The organism is Brevibacillus centrosporus (assembly GCF_003710815.1).
GTDB classification, from domain to species: Bacteria; Bacillota; Bacilli; order Brevibacillales; family Brevibacillaceae; genus Brevibacillus; species Brevibacillus centrosporus.
Genome location: NZ_RHHP01000015.1, coordinates 132,704 through 151,826, shown reverse-complemented (window position 1 = coordinate 151,826; position 19,123 = coordinate 132,704). Strand labels below are relative to the sequence as shown.

Annotated in this window: 20 protein-coding genes and 1 other annotated feature; of the genes, 2 read left to right on the top strand and 18 right to left on the bottom strand. The window is 51.3% G+C overall.

The annotated features are described in order from the left end of the window. Nucleotides 1-6: 6 nt before the first annotated feature. From sat to EDM55_RS14720, 13 genes are all read right to left on the bottom strand, one after another. Nucleotides 7-1,158, bottom strand: a complete 1,152-nt coding sequence (gene sat, locus EDM55_RS14780; protein ID WP_122960626.1) for a sulfate adenylyltransferase — start codon at nt 1,156-1,158, stop codon at nt 7-9. Nucleotides 1,159-1,205: 47 nt separating this feature from the next. After that, nucleotides 1,206-1,925, bottom strand: coding sequence for a phosphoadenylyl-sulfate reductase (locus tag EDM55_RS14775; RefSeq protein ID WP_092268645.1), 720 nt, complete (start codon nt 1,923-1,925; stop codon nt 1,206-1,208). Further along, nucleotides 1,922-3,007 carry a sulfate permease gene (gene cysP / locus EDM55_RS14770; protein WP_092268643.1) on the bottom strand — a complete coding sequence of 362 codons (1,086 nt, stop codon included), beginning with the start codon at nt 3,005-3,007 and terminating at the stop codon, nt 1,922-1,924. Before cysP ends, EDM55_RS14775 begins: the two co-directional genes overlap by 4 nt. Before the next feature lie 37 nt (nt 3,008-3,044). Then, the gene (gene cobA / locus EDM55_RS14765; RefSeq protein ID WP_092268641.1) at nt 3,045-4,529 is read right to left on the bottom strand and encodes a uroporphyrinogen-III C-methyltransferase; all 1,485 of its coding nucleotides are present in this window, start codon (nt 4,527-4,529) and stop codon (nt 3,045-3,047) included. Between the two features lie 28 nt (nt 4,530-4,557). After that, complete coding sequence (locus tag EDM55_RS14760; RefSeq protein WP_092268638.1) at nt 4,558-4,797, bottom strand: DUF3906 family protein; 240 nt, start codon at nt 4,795-4,797, stop codon at nt 4,558-4,560. A 33-nt stretch (nt 4,798-4,830) separates the two neighbouring features. Further along, complete coding sequence (locus EDM55_RS14755; protein WP_092268636.1) at nt 4,831-6,447, bottom strand: nitrite/sulfite reductase; 1,617 nt, start codon at nt 6,445-6,447, stop codon at nt 4,831-4,833. Then, nucleotides 6,413-7,225, bottom strand: coding sequence for a sirohydrochlorin chelatase (locus tag EDM55_RS14750; protein ID WP_122960625.1), 813 nt, complete (start codon nt 7,223-7,225; stop codon nt 6,413-6,415). Before EDM55_RS14750 ends, EDM55_RS14755 begins: the two co-directional genes overlap by 35 nt. Before the next feature lie 168 nt (nt 7,226-7,393). Beyond that, nucleotides 7,394-8,176 carry a potassium channel family protein gene (locus EDM55_RS14745; protein ID WP_122960624.1) on the bottom strand — a complete coding sequence of 261 codons (783 nt, stop codon included), beginning with the start codon at nt 8,174-8,176 and terminating at the stop codon, nt 7,394-7,396. Between the two features lie 42 nt (nt 8,177-8,218). Then, nucleotides 8,219-8,656, bottom strand: a complete 438-nt coding sequence (locus tag EDM55_RS14740; RefSeq protein ID WP_122960623.1) for a DUF350 domain-containing protein — start codon at nt 8,654-8,656, stop codon at nt 8,219-8,221. A 19-nt stretch (nt 8,657-8,675) separates the two neighbouring features. Continuing rightward, the gene (locus EDM55_RS14735; RefSeq protein ID WP_218033703.1) at nt 8,676-9,917 is read right to left on the bottom strand and encodes a glutathionylspermidine synthase family protein; all 1,242 of its coding nucleotides are present in this window, start codon (nt 9,915-9,917) and stop codon (nt 8,676-8,678) included. A gap of 12 nt (nt 9,918-9,929) precedes the next feature. After that, entirely contained in the window at nt 9,930-10,214 is a 285-nt protein-coding gene (locus tag EDM55_RS14730; protein WP_092268626.1) for a hypothetical protein, read from the bottom strand. A 12-nt stretch (nt 10,215-10,226) separates the two neighbouring features. After that, nucleotides 10,227-10,676, bottom strand: coding sequence for a hypothetical protein (locus EDM55_RS14725; protein ID WP_122960702.1), 450 nt, complete (start codon nt 10,674-10,676; stop codon nt 10,227-10,229). A 149-nt stretch (nt 10,677-10,825) separates the two neighbouring features. Then, a complete protein-coding gene (locus tag EDM55_RS14720; RefSeq protein ID WP_092268624.1) occupies nt 10,826-11,602 on the bottom strand; it encodes an inositol monophosphatase family protein in 777 nt (258 codons plus the stop codon). Between the two features lie 117 nt (nt 11,603-11,719). Here EDM55_RS14720 and EDM55_RS14715 point away from each other — a divergent pair, with 117 nt between their 5' ends. Next, nucleotides 11,720-12,097, top strand: a complete 378-nt coding sequence (locus EDM55_RS14715) for a hypothetical protein (protein ID WP_092268622.1) — start codon at nt 11,720-11,722, stop codon at nt 12,095-12,097. A 75-nt stretch (nt 12,098-12,172) separates the two neighbouring features. Here EDM55_RS14715 and EDM55_RS14710 read toward each other — a convergent pair whose 3' ends face one another. Further along, nucleotides 12,173-12,643: a PaaI family thioesterase gene (locus EDM55_RS14710; protein ID WP_092268619.1), complete on the bottom strand. Its 471-nt coding sequence runs from the start codon at nt 12,641-12,643 to the stop codon at nt 12,173-12,175. A 220-nt stretch (nt 12,644-12,863) separates the two neighbouring features. Here EDM55_RS14710 and ilvD point away from each other — a divergent pair, with 220 nt between their 5' ends. Beyond that, nucleotides 12,864-14,540, top strand: coding sequence for a dihydroxy-acid dehydratase (gene ilvD, locus EDM55_RS14705; protein ID WP_092268617.1), 1,677 nt, complete (start codon nt 12,864-12,866; stop codon nt 14,538-14,540). A 139-nt stretch (nt 14,541-14,679) separates the two neighbouring features. On the opposite strand, the gene EDM55_RS14700 is transcribed toward ilvD, so the two are convergent. From EDM55_RS14700 to EDM55_RS14685, 4 genes are all read right to left on the bottom strand, one after another. Then, nucleotides 14,680-16,542: an arginine--tRNA ligase gene (locus EDM55_RS14700; RefSeq protein WP_122960621.1), complete on the bottom strand. Its 1,863-nt coding sequence runs from the start codon at nt 16,540-16,542 to the stop codon at nt 14,680-14,682. A gap of 42 nt (nt 16,543-16,584) precedes the next feature. After that, nucleotides 16,585-16,803 (bottom strand) — a binding site (T-box leader). A gap of 335 nt (nt 16,804-17,138) precedes the next feature. Then, nucleotides 17,139-17,342, bottom strand: a complete 204-nt coding sequence (locus EDM55_RS14695) for a hypothetical protein (RefSeq protein ID WP_092268613.1) — start codon at nt 17,340-17,342, stop codon at nt 17,139-17,141. A 299-nt stretch (nt 17,343-17,641) separates the two neighbouring features. Next, nucleotides 17,642-18,058, bottom strand: a complete 417-nt coding sequence (locus EDM55_RS14690; protein WP_092268610.1) for a VOC family protein — start codon at nt 18,056-18,058, stop codon at nt 17,642-17,644. Between the two features lie 252 nt (nt 18,059-18,310). Then, nucleotides 18,311-19,123: an AraC family transcriptional regulator gene (locus EDM55_RS14685; protein ID WP_122960620.1), complete on the bottom strand. Its 813-nt coding sequence runs from the start codon at nt 19,121-19,123 to the stop codon at nt 18,311-18,313.

Sequence of the window (19,123 nt, the reverse complement as noted above, 5' to 3'; positions counted from 1 at the left end):
CACCTCCTAGTCTCTGGCACTAACTGGCGCCTGCAATCCCTCGATTAGGACGCGAGCCACTTCCGCACGACTGATTTCTGGCGGCGGAGCTTCTCCGCGCGACAGCATCTCTCTCACTTTGGTACCAGACAGTGCTACGTGATGATCTGCGTCATGCGGGCAGGTTTTGTTCGACGCCATGTTCCCGCACGTGCGGCAATAAAAGCTGTTTTCAAAGAAGAATGGCGTGATCCCCAGCTCCTCCGCTGTGAAGTTGCGAAAAATATGCTGAGCGTCGTAGGTGCCATAGTAATTTCCCACACCCGCATGATCACGCCCTACAATAAAGTGGGTGCAGCCGTAGTTTTTGCGGACCATGGCATGGAAAATGGCTTCACGCGGCCCTGCATAGCGCATGGCGGCAGGGAAGACAGCCAGCTGCACACGGGATGCCGGATAGTATTTCGCCAGCAGCACCTGATAGCTTTTCATCCGCACGTCGGCTGGAATATCGTCTGCCTTTGTCTCCCCGACTAGCGGATTCAAGAAAAGACCATCGACGATTTCCAGTGCAGACTTCTGAATGTACTCATGGGCACGGTGTACGGGGTTTCGCGTTTGAAACCCGACGACCGTCCTCCAGCCTTTCTCCGCAAAGAGCGCCCTGGTTTCCGCTGGATCAAAGTAATGGCTGGCGAACTTCCCTTTATCCGTCCTTTTTACGAGCGTGATCGGACCGGCGAGATAAACGTCAGGGCGCTCCAGCAGCTTTTTCACGCCTGGATGGTTTGTATCGTCTGTTCCGTATACCAGCCAAGCTTCTGCCCTTTTATCTGGCTGGAAAATGTCCGTGACCTCGAGCAAACCGTACACGATTCCCTGATGAACCAACCGAACCTGCTCGCCGATTTGCAATCCTCCTGCCACGCCTTCTGACACAGGCAGTGTGATGGGAATGCTCCAAACGGTTCCATCGGCCAGCCTCATCCGTTCGACGACAGACTCATAGTCCCTACGATCCAAAAAACCGGTGATGGGGCTAAATGCACCGATGGCAATCAGCTCCAGATCAGATAAGGAAAAGCCATCCAGCTCTACCTCTTTTTTCGCTTGCGCAAGATCTGCTTCCGGATGAAACCGGTTGACCAACACGCCTCCGTGTGGTGTACTTCCACTCATCCATTCCCACTCCTTATTTCTATATTTCTCTTGTCCTCAGGTTGTTTTTACTTCGCCAAGTGAAGACCGCACTCCGTCTTTCCTGAATGCGCCGCCCATCTGCCTGCGCGCTCGTCTTCCCCAGGTGCAACTGCTCGCGTGCAAGGCGCACACCCGATGCTCGGGTAGCTCTGGTCGTGCAAAGCATTGTAGGGCAGCTCAAAAATCCGTATGTACTGCCATACTTCTTCGGATTTCCAGTGGATGAGCGGACAAATTTTCAACGATTCAAACTTCTCGTCGCGATTGACAAACTGCACATTCGCCCGAGTCGCAGACTGTTCACGACGCAGACCGGACAACCAAGCAACAGCGCCTCGGAGTGCCTGATCCATCGGCTCGACCTTGCGAATCTGACAGCATTGATCCGGCTGACGCAGCCACAGCTCATCCCCGTACTTAGCAGCCTGCTGTTCCAGGGACAGCTGTGGCTGTTTGACGGTAATTTGCAATTTGGGGTAGCGCGCACGTATTTTTTCGATCAGGTCATACGTTTCCTGGAAGTGAAGATGGGTGTCCAGAAAAACGATTTTCGCATCCTTTTTCACATCGCTGATCATATCGATGAGCACCATCGCTTCTGCCCCAAAGCTGCAAGAGTAAATCAAATCATCAGAAAACGTCTGATACGCCCATTTGATGACATCCAGCGTGTCGCCGCCTCCCAGCTCCTTGTTTAGGACTGCGAGTCGTTCGTCGGTTGCCGTAGCATAACTCCATTGGCTCATATGCCGCCTCCTTGATCATTGATCGAACTATTTTCCCTGCGAATGAGGCGTATCAATCCGATAAACCCCAGTGTCGCTACGAAAACGCTGATAAGCGCTGCCAGCATATAGAGATCGGAGCGAAGGAACACATGCACAAAAGCAAAGGAAACGGCAAGGGAAGAGACGGGAGAGACGATCCAAACCATGATAATTTGCTTGATAATCCCTTTCTGCCAAAGCTTGAAGCCGTTCTCCGCTGTCCCTACTCCCAAAATGGCACAGGTCGTCGCCTGAGTCAGCGGCACCGGAATCCCGAAAAGCGAGGCGACGATCACTAATGTTCCTCCTGTCGCCGACACGGCACTTCCCTGCAAGAGCGAGAGCGACGTGATTTTCTTCCCGTTGGTCTCCAGCACCTTTCCGCCCAATGCCAGGCAGCCGACAGCGACTGCCGCTCCCCCGATCCAAATGCCGGAATCCGTGTTCATCAAGCCTGCCCCTACCAATGGACCTACTGCATTTGCCACATTGTTCATCCCTGCTGAAAAAGCTTCGTACACACCACAGCCTACCAACAGCCAGCGAAGCCAGCGCTCCGTATTCGTCCCTTTCTTTTGCAGATCAGGGTACCGTACGTTGATTCGGTGGATGAGCTTGCCGATGGCATACGCGCCGAAAAAAGCGACAACCGGAATGATCAGCCAAAAGGTAACAATCACAAGCAGGCTCTGCAGGTAGAGCGACTGATAGGCAAGACCGACCCCCACGATGGAGCCTACCGTCACTTCGCTGGTCGAAAGCGGGACTCCCAGCAGATTGGCTCCGAACAAGGTCAGGGTAGCAGATGCCAGAACGATGACAACTGTCTCGACGATCATCAGATTGGATGGAATAATGCCTCCACTGATGGTTTTGACGACCTCTCCGCCACCTAGCACGGCTCCTAGCAGTGCAGCAATGGCTACTAAACCCATGGCCAACCGCTTATTTCGAACAGCCCCGCTCCCATAAGCTGCCCCCATAGAGGCCGCCGTTCCGCTCGCTCCAATATTCATGGCAAAAAACAAGGCAATCGCAATCGCAGCATAACTCCATCCCACGGGATCGAACACCTCCAATCACACGCCCGTCTAACGATTACGTATAGAGGTGTGCTGCTTCTTTTCCTGTTTTCAACGAAACGAGTACGCTCGTGAGCTGTTCTGTTCCTGCCTCGCATTCGATAACTGCGTCCCAGCCCATTTTTTTCGCTTGCGCCATCGCATCCTCACCGAGGCACAAAAGGCGCCTTTTCTGCCAGCCTTCACCTGCGAACTGAGCCAGTGCGAACAGCGCAGCTGGATCGTCGGTTGCCAACCAGTCGAACGATTCCGAGGCGAACCAGCCTGATGCTGGATGCTGCGAATCCCACTCTAGCGCGGCGGCCGATACACGGTGTACGGTGCTTTCTTCCACCTGGAAAATGCCTGCTCCTAAATCGTTCGTGATATGCAGGATTCGCTCGCCACTTCTCGCGGACAACGCTTGATGCAGATCAGAAGTCCGGACTGTACCCTCGAACACAAGCTGTGGGTATAAGCCCTTTTCCTCTAATAAAGCCGCTGTTTCTTTACCGACCACCGCAATCTTGCCTGTCAGCTGACGAATATCGAAACGCCGACTCGACAGGTCCCGAAAAAAAGCCCGAACATGCTGAACGCCATCAAAAACCAGCCATTCATACGCAGCAGCATCCCCGCTCAGCCCTTGTGATGACGCAGGCTGTTCCCGAAGCGGAATCGGCCAGACTTCTGCACCTAGAAGCTCCAGCTCCTGGATCAGTCCTCTCCCGTCCTTCCGGCAAGAAGCGACCGCCATTCGCTGACCAAATAACGGCTTTTTCTCGTACCAGTTCAAACTTTCACGCAGGTGAACGACCTCTCCGATGACGATGATGGCAGGTGCCTTAAAGCCCGCCTCCAACACCGTCCGATCAATGGTTTGCAGCCTTCCCGATACTGTTTCCTGTTTTCCAAGGGTGCCCCAGCGCACGAGCGCAACAGGGGTATCCGCATGCTTGCCGTGCAGAAGCAGCTGCTCTTTGATGTACGGCAAATTTTTGACCCCCATGTAGATCACAAGCGTTTCCATCGAGGCGAGCGCCCGCCAGTCCGGCTCTTTGCCTGCTTTTTTCTCGCAAAGATGACCGGTGACGAATGCAACAGACGAATTGTACTCCCGATGCGTAAGGGGAATACCTGCATAGAGCGGCACAGCCATGCCCGAGGTAATCCCCGGCACGATCTCAAACGGGACTCCGTGTTCGAGGCACATCTGCGCCTCTTCTCCCACACGCCCGAACATGCTGGGGTCACCCCCTTTTAACCGGACCACGGTATGACCGCTTTGCGCTTCCTGGACCAGCAGCCGGTTGATCTCTTCCTGCGGCAAGGTGTGCCGATCTGCTTCCTTTCCGCAGTACACCAGTCGTGCATGCGGCTTGACGTGCGTCAGGAGCAGCGGATTTGCCAGACGGTCGTAAACCACCACGTCGGCCCGACTAAGTGCTTCCATTCCTTTGATTGTCAACAGCTTCGGGTCACCTGGTCCTGCCCCGACAAACCATACGCTGCCTCTCGTCATCGTGCTCCCTCCCTCGTTGGTCTTTTGTTTATCCGAAATGGGAAGTCTCGATGACGTACCCTACGCCTTGTCTGCCGATCGGCTTCTTCTCGACGAGACTCAGCTGTTTGATGTGCGGCGGTGAAATCGTATGCCGCAAAATATTGTTCTCAGCAGTGCTGAATGCTCGCTCGTCTGATTTGGCAAGGACGACCACCGTCAGCAGTCGCCCTTCCTCCAGCTCCGCTTCTAGTTTGTATAGATAGCTCTCTGTTTGCTCTTCTGTCATGCCGGTCCCTCATTTCTGCTGCCATTCTTGTATTTACGCCGTCTGCAAAATGGAATCCACCTGCTCCTGAATGCGTTCCAAGCCTACCCGTTCTACATAGCGCCAGTACTGCTCACCCTCTTGGCGATCCTCTTTGTAGAGCGTGATCAGTTGAGCCAGGAAAGGACCCAGCTTATCTACCGTGATACGTGCATTCAGCTTGCGGTTGAACTGTGCCTCTTCCAAGGTACCGCCTACGTGGATGTCAAACGCCTCGACCATGCCAGCAGGCGTTTTGACCAATGCACCCTGCAAGCCGATATCCGCAATTTGACGCTGGCCACAAGAGTTCGGGCAGCCAATCATATGAATGCGCAAAGGCGTATCCAGCGTCACGGCGTCATCCAAGTAGAGCGCCAGGGAACGCATCCGCTCTTTTGTCTCGACGATTGCCAGGTTGCAATACTCCGTACCCGTACAAGATACCGCATAGCCGACAAATGTGTTCGGAGTCAGCTTGAAGCGATTGACGATGAGAGGCTCTGCCTGAAAAGCCGCCACCTTCTCTTGTGGAATGTTGCGGATCAGCACGTTTTGTGTGTTGCAGGTACCAATCGTACCATCCCCGTACTCATCTGCCAGACGCGCCAGCTCGATCAGCTCTGCTGCATTCATCCGTCCAACCGGAACGGAGAGACCTGCATAGTACAGCCCTTCCTGCTGCTGTTCGTGAATGCCGTAGAAATAGCCCCCATTCCAGCCCTTCAGCAGATCTTCGCCTTCGGTTTCCAGTTCACCGACGAGGTTGATCAGCTCTTCTTTAAATTTCTCTGCTCCCCAATCTGCGACGAGAAATTTCAGACGGGCATGGGTGCGCTTTTGACGATAACCGAAATCGCGGAACAAAGTCGTGACGCCTTCCGCTACTTTCACGACCTCTTCCGGTCGGCAAAAGACATCAAGCTTTTTTGCCAAATGCGGCTTGGCCGACAGCCCGCCTCCTACCCAAACATGGAAACCGATGACTTCCTCCCCGGCGATCGTCTTCTTCGCTGGTGTGAAAGCCAGATCGTTGATTTGCGCATGGGCGGCGTTGTGTATATTGGCGGAAATGGAAATTTTATATTTGCGAGGGAGGTTGGAAAACTCCCGATTCAACAGGAAAAATTTTTCGAGCTCAGCCACCAGGGGGCGTGTGTCTAGAACTTCATGGGGATCGATCCCAGCAAGCGGGTTGCCCATAATCTGACGCGGGCAGTCTCCACAAGCCTCGAAGGAGGAAAGACCTACAGATGCGAGACGCTCAAATATATCAGCCAGTGACTCGACGGTGAGCCAGTGAAACTGCACGGCTTGCCGCGTGGTTACATCGACCAGGTCACGCCCGTAATCTACTGCGATTTTCGCCAGGGCACGTGCCTGCTCGCTGTTCAGGATCCCACCGGGAATGCGCACACGCATCATGAAATGCCCGTCTTTGGGACGCTGCTGGTAGACGCCCGCCCATTTAAAGCGGTCCATGTCAGAAGATTCAATCGATTGGAAGCCTTCTTTGGAATACGTGTTGACGATCGTTTCAATGACGTCCAATCCGTCTTTCTCAAGCTTGGTGAATTCCATCTTGTTCAACGATGGATCATCTGCCCATTTCCACTGTTTTCTCTCTGCCATTCTCATACACTCCCCTTTGTGTGAAAAAGTCATTTCCTACTGCTGCGCGAACCGATTGACTGATCCACTCCGCCACCAAAGGATGCGGAAGATACGCACTTCCGTCATAGCGGTAACAGAGTCCATCCAGTTTTTGCGGGATCGCTTTGCGAGTGAAGTAACCCTGACTAACAAAAAGCGGTACGACGATGAGCTCCCCTTTGTCAGCCAGCAAGCGGGCTTGTTCGCGCAACGTATCCGGGCGCAGCGTACCGTAACCGGCCCCCGCAAACAGAAACCTGTTTTGCAGACGCAGCGTCAGTCTTTGCAGCATCCTGTCCCATTTGACCCCGCCCACGGCAGATTCGTTTCCGTGACCTACCAACAGCAGGGATTCGGCGCGCGGATTTCTGGCTAACGTCTGAATACGCGATGCGACAATCTTTTCCACCACCGGATGATCCTCCAACGGAGAGCACCACACGATTCTCGAGCTACCCTGGCGACAAGGGATTGACGCTGCCTCCGGATGCTCGTTGTCCATTCCCAGTAGCTCTCGAATTTCATTCACATGCGAGCTGCCTGCTGTGACAAAGAGCGGCACCGCGATAATTCGTTTCGCTCCAGTTCGCTCCAGACGCTCTCGCTCTTCCGGGATGCTGCGACCTTCTACGCCACCGAGAAAGGCTACTCGAACGGGCAAGTCGAGACGGCACTGACGAACTGCTGATTCAACCAATTCCAGCCAATCTGGATCAGGTGAACCGTGTGCAAGTAACAGAACCGCGGTTTCCCCCATTGAATTCTCCCCTATTCACCTTTATTAGATAAATCATATGCGGTTACTCGGAATTATAATTGCCTTTCCCTTCCTACGTCAATCAAAAATTGATATTTCTGCCTAATATAACTTCCTCTTCCTTGTATTTTACGTACCCTGGGAAAAGAAAAACCGCCAAGCAAACACTCAGCGGCTATCTTTGTTCTGATTCTCTTTTTTCCTGCAGCGACGGTATAACAAATCTACGGTCTCTTTCAATGACTCGTATTCTTCCTCCGTCAGCTCTTCCATCGTTTGAATATGTCCGATCACTTGCTTTTTCATTTCGTCGGTGACTCGATCCTGCTTCGCTCCCGCTCTGTGATCATGCAGTTGTGTCCAATGGGTAGCAAAATTGGCGGTGAGGGCGCCCAGCATCCCAATCCCTGTCAGCATCAGGATGGTCGCCATGATGCGTCCCCCTGGCGTAACAGGCGAAATGTCGCCGTACCCCACTGTCGTCGTCGTGACAACAGACCACCAGAGTGCATCCCCAAAGCTCGTGATTTTGTCGTTCACGCCGTATTCAAGCAGGTAGATCGCCAGAGAGCTCCACAGCATGATCATCGAGACGATGCCGAAGACGCGGCGCATAGAACCGGACTGCACGACGCTCCACAAAAAGGGAGAAGCTTTCAAAATGCGAATCAGCCTCATGATCCGCATGAATCTGGCCAAATAAAAATAATGATCGAAAGGTATCATAGCTACAAGATCGAACCAGTTGCTGATGATAAATGTGCGCTTGTCCTTTGCCCTCCACAAGCGGACCAGGTACTCCACGATCAAAAACGTGATGAGTCCCACATCCACCTGATTCATCAGCTCATCTGTCAGCAGCGGGTGAACGGAAAAGTCTGCAGACAACAGGATTGCATAGGTAATGACAAGCATGATCACAAAGATTTCGTAAATCACACGCCAGAACAAACAGACTCCTCCCCCGGCCAAGCATCGTATGACTTACATTCGCTAGTAGCTGATGAGGGCAGCCATCAAAAGACCGGCTGCGATGCTCAACCGAGATGCAAAGATGCCAACAGATACGTTGCCATTCGGAATCTCCGAAACTACCTTAAAAGGTGTAATCCATTCAAAGAGGTAAAAGACCAGCACTTGAAATATCATGCCGACGATTCCCCAGATGACGAGATCCCACAAGCTCACGGAATGATAGACCGCCGAAGCAAGCACGATCGCAAGGCCGATGATCTTTCCGCCCAAATCGTGCGCGGCCGCTTTTGCCGCCGCCACTTTTTTCGGGTCATCCGTCTGGGAGCCGTTTTTGATCAGCTCGAACTCCTTATAGGGAGTCGTCCAGGTAAATACGAAAATGCCCAGGGCCAAAATCGGAAGTGTCACAACCAAATACGTAAAGAAATTCAATAAATAACCGAACTGCGAATCCATGACGTTTATCTCCCCCTCGCTATCCTTCTAGCCCTACCGGCAAATAGTAGGACATGTTATTCGTAATAGGTCCACCGACACGAGCGACGATAGCAGAAGCGTGCCCGCCAATCCAGAACGAGCCCCACAGGAGCCGCCCATCGTAGGGGCCACCCTCGGTCTTCACCGTGATCCTGGGAAGCTCTACCCGCTTCTGATAAATCATGGGCTGATCCCAATAGCTGTCCTCCTGGTCTTTGTCCACGATTTCTCCCGCTGCATCAAAGAGAGTGACTCCCCCGCCCTCCCGTCCAAAAACAGGCTTGGTGACGTAGTCGGATTCTCCTAGAAAACGGTTTTCAAAATAGGTAGGAAGCATGTAGGTGGCGATCAAGTCCTGCTCGTCGCGATCGAAAAACTCCCCTTCCTCGTGCAGACTCCAGATGAGTGCCTGTAACGCTTTGGTCTGGATTAAAAAGGCACTTGGCGGGTTGATAATAGCGAGCTTTTGATCCGCGATCAGCGAGAGGACATGTGCACCTGTCGGATAGCCGTCTTCATCGCGCTCCTCTGCCAGCTTTTCCAGCGCATGCAGCCGATAAAGAAGATCGACAGGACGCAAATGATCACCATCCTGCGCATACAATCGATCGTTCCAGACACGCAGCTGCTCAAGGGCGGCGAACCTGGCAGAAAGGCCCGATTGACTGAGAAGATACTGGGTAGTCCCTTTGTCCTCCTCGTGCCAATCCAGTGAGCTGAACCAGATCTGCTCAGTGGAATATCCGTGCTTGCGATACGCCCAGAGAAGCTTTTCAAAGGCAGACGCGAAATGCGAATCCATGCCAGCGTTGGGGTCCTCATGCTGATAAAAGCGACAGGCTTGCCCGTTTACGTAAAACGCTTCTACAATACCCGTCGGCGTATCGCTGTTGCACTCCAGCATTTTCAAGCCTTCAGACGTCTGCGCAAAGTCGAAGCGTCCAATCACTGTTGGCATGTCAGGCAATACTGCTTTGCGAACAGCCTGCAGCGCCTGCTCCGGTACCCCCAAATCAAGCAGGAGAGCATCCTCTGCCTGCTGCAGCACCGGGACAACCTTTGTAAAGACAGCGCCTAATCCACTCGTCGCCCGAGCCAGCTCGTCACGAAGCGTTCTCGAAATAAGATGAATATCCGCCAGCGCATACTCTTCTCCGTACATCCTGTCCCAGGTAAAAATGCCTTCCTCTCGCATCGGTCCGTATAACTGTTCCCGCTCTGATTGCGTCCATTTTCCCATCGTCATCCCTCATTACCCGGAGCTTGTGCCAGAGCTGCCAATTCCACCCTTGGAACTGCTGGAGCTGAACCCGGAGGAGCCACTGCTTACCCCGGTTGAGCTGCTTTTGTACTTGCTTGTGCCCGAGCGATAGTACGTAGACGAGCTTCCGCCGGAACGGCCGCCGTCGTCACAATATCCATCGTTATCGTCATCATAGCAATCATCATCATAATCTGACGACGAGGAGCATCCCGTGACGGTCAATGCAGCAGCCACGAACAAGCCGACCATCTTGGCTGTCTTGGTATGAGCCATCTTTTCTTCCTCCTACAACGTTGGCTGCGCATAATACACGTATACGCGCCGGTCTTCATCCACTTCGGCCGAAGTCTTTTCCCACTCCTGACCGTCGTGCATCAAATAATTGCTCTGCAGGTAGAGTAAGGCATCGTCATCATCCTTGCAATAGAAGGTATGAACCAGTGGATATGTCGTTGTCCCTTCCCGAAAATGCCTGAGCTCGATTTGTATGCTTCCCCAGCGAGCTGACGCTGTGTGCGCATAATCGACTGCCTGTTCCTCCGTCGAACGCTTGACATACACAACATAGCAGCTGGGCTCGACTGCGCAAGAGGTCTTCTCATACACAACGTGCCCTTTGACCAGATAATCGCAAGCAAATCGCAGAGAGACCTCATCCTTGTCAATTCGCTCATAATAGAACAGTACCGGATAACCATTTGCTTCATCCAGCAATCGGTATTCCAAGCGTGCCATCTTTTTCACCTCAGCTTTCCATCTTACAGACAATCCAGTAATACGGATTAGGGAAATAATGGTTTCCCAATTTTCCTGAATGAAAAAACCGGCAGCAGCAATCATCGAATTGCTGCTGCCGGATCTTACCAAGAGCGATGGGCTATCGTCTATTCCTCGATCAAGCCGCGAATGGTTTCATGCAAGTGTCCATTGCTCGCCAGCAAGGAGCGAAAGCCCTCTTGGGTAAACGGCTCGTGCTGATACGCGCTGCCTTTCCAGTCCGTGATGGTGGCTCCAGCTTCCTGTGCAATGACGATTCCGGCAGCGACATCCATGATCCCCGAACGCTGCATGACGACGTAGTCCAGCCAGCCGTTCGCCAGCAGGCACCAATCCAGCGCCGGAGCTACGTTGCGCAGCAGGCGCTTCGTGTTTATCATAAACGGCTTGGTAAAATCGAGCTCCTGTTCTTTTGTCACCGTGTTTCTTCCACGAATATAGGTTCCAACGGCCCGGGTCAAATCGGTCCGGTCATTGACGGACAGCCGCTTACCATTTAAATACGCGCCTTTTCCTTTCTCCGCCCAAAACATCTGACCTGCCACTGGGTTGTAGACAACGCCCAGTACGAGCTCCCCTTTGTGCTGCAAAGCAATCGACACAGAGAAATATGGAAAGCCAATAAAATAATTATTCGTCCCATCCAGCGGGTCTACGATCCATAAATACTCTTCTTCGCGGGATACCATGCCCACTTCTTCCGAGAAGATGGTATGGGTAGGAAAATGACCGTGAATCACCTCAATGATCCGCCGCTCGCTTTCTTTGTCCTCGGGCAATTTGACATCGTTGTGCAGCTCTTCATCTGGCACGAGCTGCTCCAAAAAACGTCCCTGAAGGTACTCCCCCGCTACTTTTGCTGCCTGCTTGGCAATTTCCAGCATGGACTCCATCTCCTTCTTTTCTCTTCCATTCCATTGTTTTCACTTGCACTGTGGTCTTGCACCTTACTATGATAGAGAGACACCCATTTCCGACTTACTGACTGGAGGGGAACAACCATGAACAACGACTTTATCCGCCTAAAGAATATGGAAGGCGAGCTCAAATTCTCACAAATGAACACCAGCCTCGGTTGCTCCGTCACAAGCAAGGAACTGGTATTCTTCAAACCACACACGACATACCATTTATTCTTGCATGACATCGTGAGCATGGTCCCGGTCAAGCTGGACACGGCTCCCGTTTCCTTTCGCTATCAAAGCGAAACGATTCACTCCACCTTTGGCTCCGACTACTACAAGCTTGTCGTCAAATGGGCCCGCGTCATCTCTCGCTCGGGGATCGTCGAGAGGGAAAACATGGAGTTTATCGTGCCACTCTCATCCAAGCTGCTCGCGTATATTTCGCAATACAGCGGGCTTGTCACTATCCGGTGATTTGCTTGCAAGACCAACCGGAAAGCCTCTCACACGCTTTTGTGCGCAGAGGTTTTTTCCTGTTTTTTGTGCTGACTAACGCTTCAATACCATGAATGTTCCCGTTCCGTGCGCGACTCTTTTGTTTCGGTCATCATATACGCTGGCTTCCATTACGACCAATGTCTGTCCACGATGCAGGAAAGTCGCTTCGGCTCGCAGCGTTTCTCCCTTTCCCGGGCGCAGGTAGTTCATCTTCAGCTCGGTGGTCACAGCGTATTCTTCCGGCGACAGTGACCGATTGACGAGCGAGCCCATCACCGAATCAACGAGAGTCGCCAACAGACCGCCATGAACGGCTCCAGTCGAGTTGTGCATGAACACGGTGATCGGTATGTGAAAACGATACGTACGTTCATCCACAAGCTCCCCTTTCAAGCCGAGGAAGCCCGATATAAAAGAGCTGTTGCGCTCTCGCTTTTGGCGAATGGCTTGGAGGGCGAGTCTCAGTATTTCCTGCTCTTCCTCGCTGCCTTCCTCCCAGACATTTTTTAATTCTTCTATCATTTTGTTCACTCCAAGAAAAAAATAATCGATTTCTTTATTGTAGCCCAATCCAGCCTAGAATTCTATTACGCGTAAGATTATCACGGGGTTTGACGATGTTGTACAAGTGCAACTCTGAGCAAATGTTCAGACTTTTACGGTTGTTTCTATTAATAGAAAAGTGTTAAGATAGTGCAAAACAAAAAGACAGGTTTCATCTATATGGAAGGGAGTTTTTCAATTGGCACGACAACGTAGTGATATGATCAAAAAAGGTTTCGACCGCGCTCCTCACCGCAGCTTGCTGCGCGCAGCAGGTGTAAAGGAAGAGGATTTCGACAAACCGTTTATCGCCATCTGCAACTCTTACATCGACATCATTCCAGGTCACGTGCATCTCCAAGAATTCGGAAAAATCGTAAAAGAAGCGGTTCGTGCTGCTGGAATGGTTCCTTTTGAATTCAATACCATCGGTGTAGACGACGGAATCGCCATGGGTCACATCGGTATGCGCTACTCGCTGCCTAGCCGCGAGATCATCGCGGACAGCTTGGAAACCGTAGTAGCTGCTCACTGGTTCGACGGTATGATCTGTATCCCGAACTGTGACAAAATCACCCCTGGTATGATCATGGGTGCCCTGCGCGTCAACATCCCGACCGTATTCGTAACTGGCGGCCCGATGAAAGCAGGGAAAACCAGCGATGGACGCTCGATCTCCCTATCCTCCGTATTTGAAGGCGTAGGTGCCCACCAAGCCGGTCTGATCGACGACAAACAGCTGGAAGAGCTGGAGCAATACGGCTGCCCTACTTGCGGTTCCTGTTCCGGTATGTTCACTGCCAACTCGATGAACTGCCTCTTGGAAGCAATCGGTCTCGCTCTCCCAGGCAACGGTACCGTACTCGCCGTTTCTCCAGAGCGCAAAGAGCTGGTGAAATCCTCTGCTGAAAAATTGAAGCATCTGATCGAACAAGACATCAAGCCTCGTGACATCGTGACTCTCGAAGCGATTGACGACGCTTTTGCTCTGGACATGGCTATGGGCGGTTCTACCAATACCGTTCTCCATACCTTGGCCATCGCGCAAGAAGCTGGCTTTGAATACCCAATCGAACGCATCAACGAAGTAGCAAAACGCGTTCCCCATATTTGCAAGCTGGCTCCATCCTCTGACTACCACATCGAGGATTGCCATGAAGCAGGCGGCGTTTCTGCCGTACTGAAGGAAATCTCCCGCAAAGCAGGTGCGATCCACCCTGACCGCATCACCGTAACGGGTAAAACCTTGGCAGAAAATATCGCTGAGGCAGACATCAAAGACGACAAAGTCATCCGTCGTCTGGAAAACCCGTACAGCGAATCCGGCGGTCTGTCTGTTCTGTTCGGTAACCTGGCGGAGAAAGGCTCCATCATCAAAACCGGTGGCGTCGATCCTTCCATCAAACGCCATGAAGGTCCAGCGATCTGCTTCGACTCGCAGGAAGAAGCCCTGGAAGGTATCGCTTCCGGCAAAATCAAATCCGGCCATGTCGTGGTCATCCGCTACGAAGGACCAAAAGGCGGTCCAGGTATGCCGGAAATGCTGGCACCTACCTCACAAATCGTGGGTATGGGACTGGGGAAAGAAGTGGCACTCGTCACGGACGGACGTTTCTCCGGCGCTTCCCGCGGAATCAGTATCGGTCACGTGTCCCCAGAAGCTGCTGAAGGCGGCCCTATCGCTTTCGTACAAGACGGCGACATCATCTCCATCGATCTGGAAGACCGCTCCATCCAGCTGCATGTAGACGAAGCTGAACTGGCTCGCCGTGCAGAAGGCTGGAAGGAGTTTGAACCAAAAGTGAAAACCGGTTACCTGGCTCGCTACTCCAAAATGGTAACCAACGCAAGTAACGGTGCTGTGCTGAAATTCTAGTTTCATCGTGGCCACGGATACAAGTGGACAGGCAAAACCCCCTTAAGCTTTGTAAGGGGGTTTTTGCTGGTTAGGGCATCCCTGATTACTCTATTCGCTGCAACACACTGGAGAGGATGTCTTGCTGGCCCTTTTTCCCCTACATCCGGTTTGGAGCAGGGATTCCCAGTACATTCAGAGCATCGTACATCGTTTCCTGAAACTTGACGGTCAGCCAAAGCCGGAACGCTTTTTTCTCTTCACTGGCTTTTAGAATCGGGCAAGATGCGTAGAAGTTATTGAACGAGACTGCCAGCTCGTAAGCGTAATTGCACAGCATGTTTGGAGCCAATTCGCTGTGGGCGGCGACCAATGTATCCTGCCAGCCTGCCAAGTGCCTGAGCAGGGCATGCTCTGCTTTTTCGAGCTGCTGTCCTACGTCAGGCTCCACTTGTTTGCTGCTGCACTCCTCGCCCGCTTTTCCTAAAATGCTGACGGCACGTGCATGGGCATACATCAGATACACCCCGGAATTCCCGGTGGTTTCCGTCGCCTGCTGGATATCGAAAACGACCTCTGTTGATAGGCCAAAGCGCAAAAGGTAGTACCGAATCGCAGCTGCCGCTATGCTTCTGCTCGATAATCCTTCTTTATCTGAACGCTTGCTTTCAATGACTCCTTCCATCAAGTCGAGTAATTCGGATATTTTGATCCCGATGCCTTGTCTCCCAGACATCGCATAGGAAGCTTTGCCAGCGGACGTGTCGATACCCAATTCCTTTGCTGCCGCGGGACTGAGGGAGACCACGCCATAGCTGACGTGACGGAGCTTTTCCGCTTGGGGCGTAAAGCCCAGAATATCCAGCGCTTGCTTCACCATCGCTTGTGGGTATTGCTGCCGATAATCGATGACGTTGATGACCGTGTCCGCTTTTCCGAAGGAGGCATCTACTCCCGTGCTGTGTGTCGTCCACAGATCGTACGAGAAGCGCTTATACCGGAAGTCTTTCTCGAGCAATCCAAATTTCCATAGATGATAGGCAATATCTTTTGCGGTATAGGTCAATATCCCGTTTGAACGGACGAGAACCTTATCGCTGCTATGCTCTGATTCGCTTTCCTCAAGCTTGGAGGCGCCTTGCCCCAGCACCCAGCACCCCGCCAGCTTTCCTGTAGTCTCTTGGTAAAAATGAGAGGTTTGCTTCAGCAGGTGGAAGGCCGAATGCCAAAAGCCTTCCCGCACAATATTACTTTCCCAGACTAACAGATCATAGTCGATCCCGAACACCTGCATCTCCTCCAGATGCTCACGTACGATTCTCTCCGCTACTAGCAGTCCGACCCAGGAAAGGTTCCCATCCCCCTCTTCCAGTGAATGCAGCACGCGGATTCTCTCGTCCTTGAGCGGAGGATTCTGTTCGTATTCCTTGTTCACCTGTGAATAGATGTCCCAGCAGAAATCGCCAAAACGTGCGTGCTGTTTCTTCTCGGGGACATTCAAGATCCCGACCACGGTATCCGCCAGCTGGTTCCCCAGATCGTCGATGTAGTTATGCACTTCTACCTGATAGCCGAGACGTTTGACGAGCCTTGCCAGAACATCTCCAATACACGAATTCCGTAAATGTCCGATATGCGCTGACTTGTTTGGATTGATGGAAGTATGCTCGATGACGACCTTTTCCCCGTTGTTTGCCGGCAGTGCGAATTGCTGCTGAGCCCAAAGTGCCCAGTTTATGTGCATATTGATAAAGCCTGGCGGAGCCACTTCGATTTTCTTGACCAGCTGATCGACGCTCCCAGCTTCCTCCAGCCTGCTTTTCAGCATCTCTGCGATCTGAATCGGGGGCTTGCGCAGTACTTTCGCTACTTGCATGGCAATATTCGTGGAGTAATCGCCATGCACCAAATGAGCGGGCTGCTCGACGTACATGTTCATGGCGCTTGAATACTCGCAGCCTTCGTCTTCAAACAAGCGCTTCACAGCTTCCTCAATCTTTCTGACAATCGTTTGGCTAATCATGACAGCTCCTCCTTTTCAAAAATAGAAAAGCCCTCATCTCATCAAAGAGACGAAGGCTCATGCTTTCGCGGTACCACTCTTGTTGTCAAACTGACGTTCAACCACTCGATCAGATAACGGTCTTGGGCCGTGACTTCCTACAGGATCCTTTCAGAAGCCATTCTCGTGGGGGCGCTTCACGCATTGACTCCGTACCGGCTCCCACCCTCCCGGCTCGCTTGAACTTCTGTCAACGGTTACTATCCCAGTCATGGAATTTCTTGTATTTCTAAGATAGTATATCCATTTGGCTGAAAAATCAACAGCAAATCGAAAAACCGGCTTAACATGGCAACTGTGGCGTAGAAAAAGCTGGTTAGGCTATTTCTAAGGCGATTCCGTAAGATTGAATGGCGTCTGCACAGTTGATCGAGGTCCCTTTCATCTACGGCTGTTATGAACCACACAAAGCATTCTGGTTGCGAAATCCATCTGCATCTCCTCCAGAACATGCGTTTAGTCGTTTTCCTGAGTAGCATTTGTATTCCTTCAAAAATATCCGCATTCATCTCTTCCTGCACATTCGCGTTATGCCCGCTAATACCCGTTCCAATTGTTTATGAACTGATATGGTGCAACTCTCCTTTTTGAAAGTATTTATGGACCATAAGCTTGCGATACCCTACCACCGCAATCCCACAGAGCACGGCATCGAGGACGATCAAGAATTGATAATCATGAAAAACATCAAAGGCGATCCCCCCGATCAACGCACCCAATATGCCGCCGGCTTGATGAAACAGCAGTAAATTGCCAACCACCCCACCCTTCTTGTTCGTAAACTCGTTTGCAATTAACATTCATGTTGAGCAAGCTGGAAGGCAGCAATCGGCACATGCAGATGAATATTGACAGCTTCACTACCTATTTGCAGCAGTGTTGTTTGAATGTGCAGTAAGGTTAACCCCTATCTCCCAGTGGTCCCTTTTACCCGCAATCAGCGGTGATGATTTCTGACGAGATCGCAAGGGTACGTGAAAAAACGGCAGCCCTTGACACAGGTTGCCGCTCCCTCAGAATAAAAGCAGGATTTCACGCATGTACGTTTTCCATATTCGCTTTAGATTTCCGTATAGATTTGAAAGGTCACGCCGAACTTGTCAGTTACATCGCCAAAACCCGGACTAAACGGGGTCACTTCAAACGGCATATTTACTTGACCGTCTTGTCGTAAGGCTTCAAAAAAGCGTTTGGATTGTTCCACGTTATTACTTGAAATGCAAATGGTTACCTGCTTGCCCTGCGGAATTGACGAACCGCTTGGAGCATCCGAAAGCATGAGCTCTGTTTCGCCAACTCGCAACTTTGCGTGTGCGACGAGATTCATGAAATCATCAGAGAAAGTTTTCGGCATTTCCGGCATATCACCGTATGTAATGATTGAGAGGACTTCGGCACCAATTGCATGTTTATAAAACTGAATCGCTTCCCTAGCGTTCCCTTCCATGTTGAGGTAGGGGGTAAGTTTTACCGTCATCTTTGATCATCTCCTTTACTGCAATCATAGCTGAAAGAAGATGCTTTAATTTCTTTTCGCTTGCTATCTTGCTGTCATAGTCCACAATGCGAGCAAATGTTAAGGTGAAATTCATAGAGCTATCCGGAATGAAATTAACCAAATCCAAAAATCAATACGCCATTGGGACAATGTCCTTCAAACACAGACCAATGCTTAATGGTCTGTGTTTTTTCAGTAATGACTCTCTTACTTTTGTAGGCACTGCAGCAGTTAGTCCCCCCTGAGAGTGGCCCCCCTGCCTCCACTCCCATTTACATGCGACAAATATTCAAAGGCAGTTGTTCCATACACGCTCTTAAAGTGCTTATTTAAATGGGTGAGATCGACAAAGCCACATGCAGCTACCGCTGAATATACGTCCCTGTTTTTTTCAATCAACTGTTTTGCACGTTCGATCTTGCAATTCAGGAAGTATTGGTAGGGTGAAATCCCCGTGTGAGCCTTGAAGAATCGGATAAACTGAAACTTTGATAGTTGAAGCTCCTTGCCTATTTCGTCAAGCGAAAGGACCTTTTCCAGGTTGCTTTGAAGCATATCCTTTGCTTTTCTAATCAGAGGGAGATCTTTCTTGGGCTCTGGAGAAAGATTCGCTTGAACCAGACCATCTGCGAGCGATAGAAGTAATTCATTGCACAGCGCCTCGTCTTTTCCGCTAAATATGCCATGAGAAAGATTGAGGATTTTTTGTCTCAGTCTGGAATCATACACAATAGGGCTGGAAAAACGTACAATCTCTTTTTTCTCGACCATCTCTAACAGCAATTTGGGATCAATATACAGCATGACATAATCAAGACCTGTCTCATCATGTGCCATGCCGTCGTGCGCCTGCTCTGGATTAAAAAGCATGACGCCATTTTGATAGGATAACTGCAAGCAGCCATCCATGTTATAATGTTGAATCCCTCGCAAGGTAACGCCGATTGCATACTCCTCGTGCGCGTGCCTTTTATACATAAAATCGGTCATACTGGCTGACAGCGCCGTGATACCAGCCGACTTTTTGTAGATAAATTTGTCCAT

Bases quoted from the DNA above. Each gene is read 5' to 3' on its own strand.
- sat (WP_122960626.1), bottom strand. From the start codon at position 1,158: ATGAGTGGAAGTACACCACACGGAGGCGTGTTGGTCAACCGGTTTCAT.
- EDM55_RS14775 (WP_092268645.1), bottom strand. From the start codon at position 1,925: ATGAGCCAATGGAGTTATGCTACGGCAACCGACGAACGACTCGCAGTC.
- cobA (WP_092268641.1), bottom strand. From the start codon at position 4,529: ATGACGAGAGGCAGCGTATGGTTTGTCGGGGCAGGACCAGGTGACCCG.
- EDM55_RS14760 (WP_092268638.1), bottom strand. From the start codon at position 4,797: ATGACAGAAGAGCAAACAGAGAGCTATCTATACAAACTAGAAGCGGAG.
- EDM55_RS14755 (WP_092268636.1), bottom strand. From the start codon at position 6,447: ATGGCAGAGAGAAAACAGTGGAAATGGGCAGATGATCCATCGTTGAAC.
- EDM55_RS14750 (WP_122960625.1), bottom strand. From the start codon at position 7,225: ATGGGGGAAACCGCGGTTCTGTTACTTGCACACGGTTCACCTGATCCA.
- EDM55_RS14740 (WP_122960623.1), bottom strand. From the start codon at position 8,656: ATGGATTCGCAGTTCGGTTATTTATTGAATTTCTTTACGTATTTGGTT.
- EDM55_RS14735 (WP_218033703.1), bottom strand. From the start codon at position 9,917: ATGGGAAAATGGACGCAATCAGAGCGGGAACAGTTATACGGACCGATG.
- EDM55_RS14730 (WP_092268626.1), bottom strand. From the start codon at position 10,214: ATGGCTCATACCAAGACAGCCAAGATGGTCGGCTTGTTCGTGGCTGCT.
- EDM55_RS14725 (WP_122960702.1), bottom strand. From the start codon at position 10,676: ATGGCACGCTTGGAATACCGATTGCTGGATGAAGCAAATGGTTATCCG.
- EDM55_RS14720 (WP_092268624.1), bottom strand. From the start codon at position 11,602: ATGCTGGAAATTGCCAAGCAGGCAGCAAAAGTAGCGGGGGAGTACCTT.
- EDM55_RS14715 (WP_092268622.1), top strand. From the start codon at position 11,720: ATGAACAACGACTTTATCCGCCTAAAGAATATGGAAGGCGAGCTCAAA.
- EDM55_RS14710 (WP_092268619.1), bottom strand. From the start codon at position 12,643: ATGATAGAAGAATTAAAAAATGTCTGGGAGGAAGGCAGCGAGGAAGAG.
- EDM55_RS14700 (WP_122960621.1), bottom strand. From the start codon at position 16,542: ATGATTAGCCAAACGATTGTCAGAAAGATTGAGGAAGCTGTGAAGCGC.
- EDM55_RS14690 (WP_092268610.1), bottom strand. From the start codon at position 18,058: ATGACGGTAAAACTTACCCCCTACCTCAACATGGAAGGGAACGCTAGG.
- EDM55_RS14685 (WP_122960620.1), bottom strand. From the start codon at position 19,123: ATGGACAAATTTATCTACAAAAAGTCGGCTGGTATCACGGCGCTGTCA.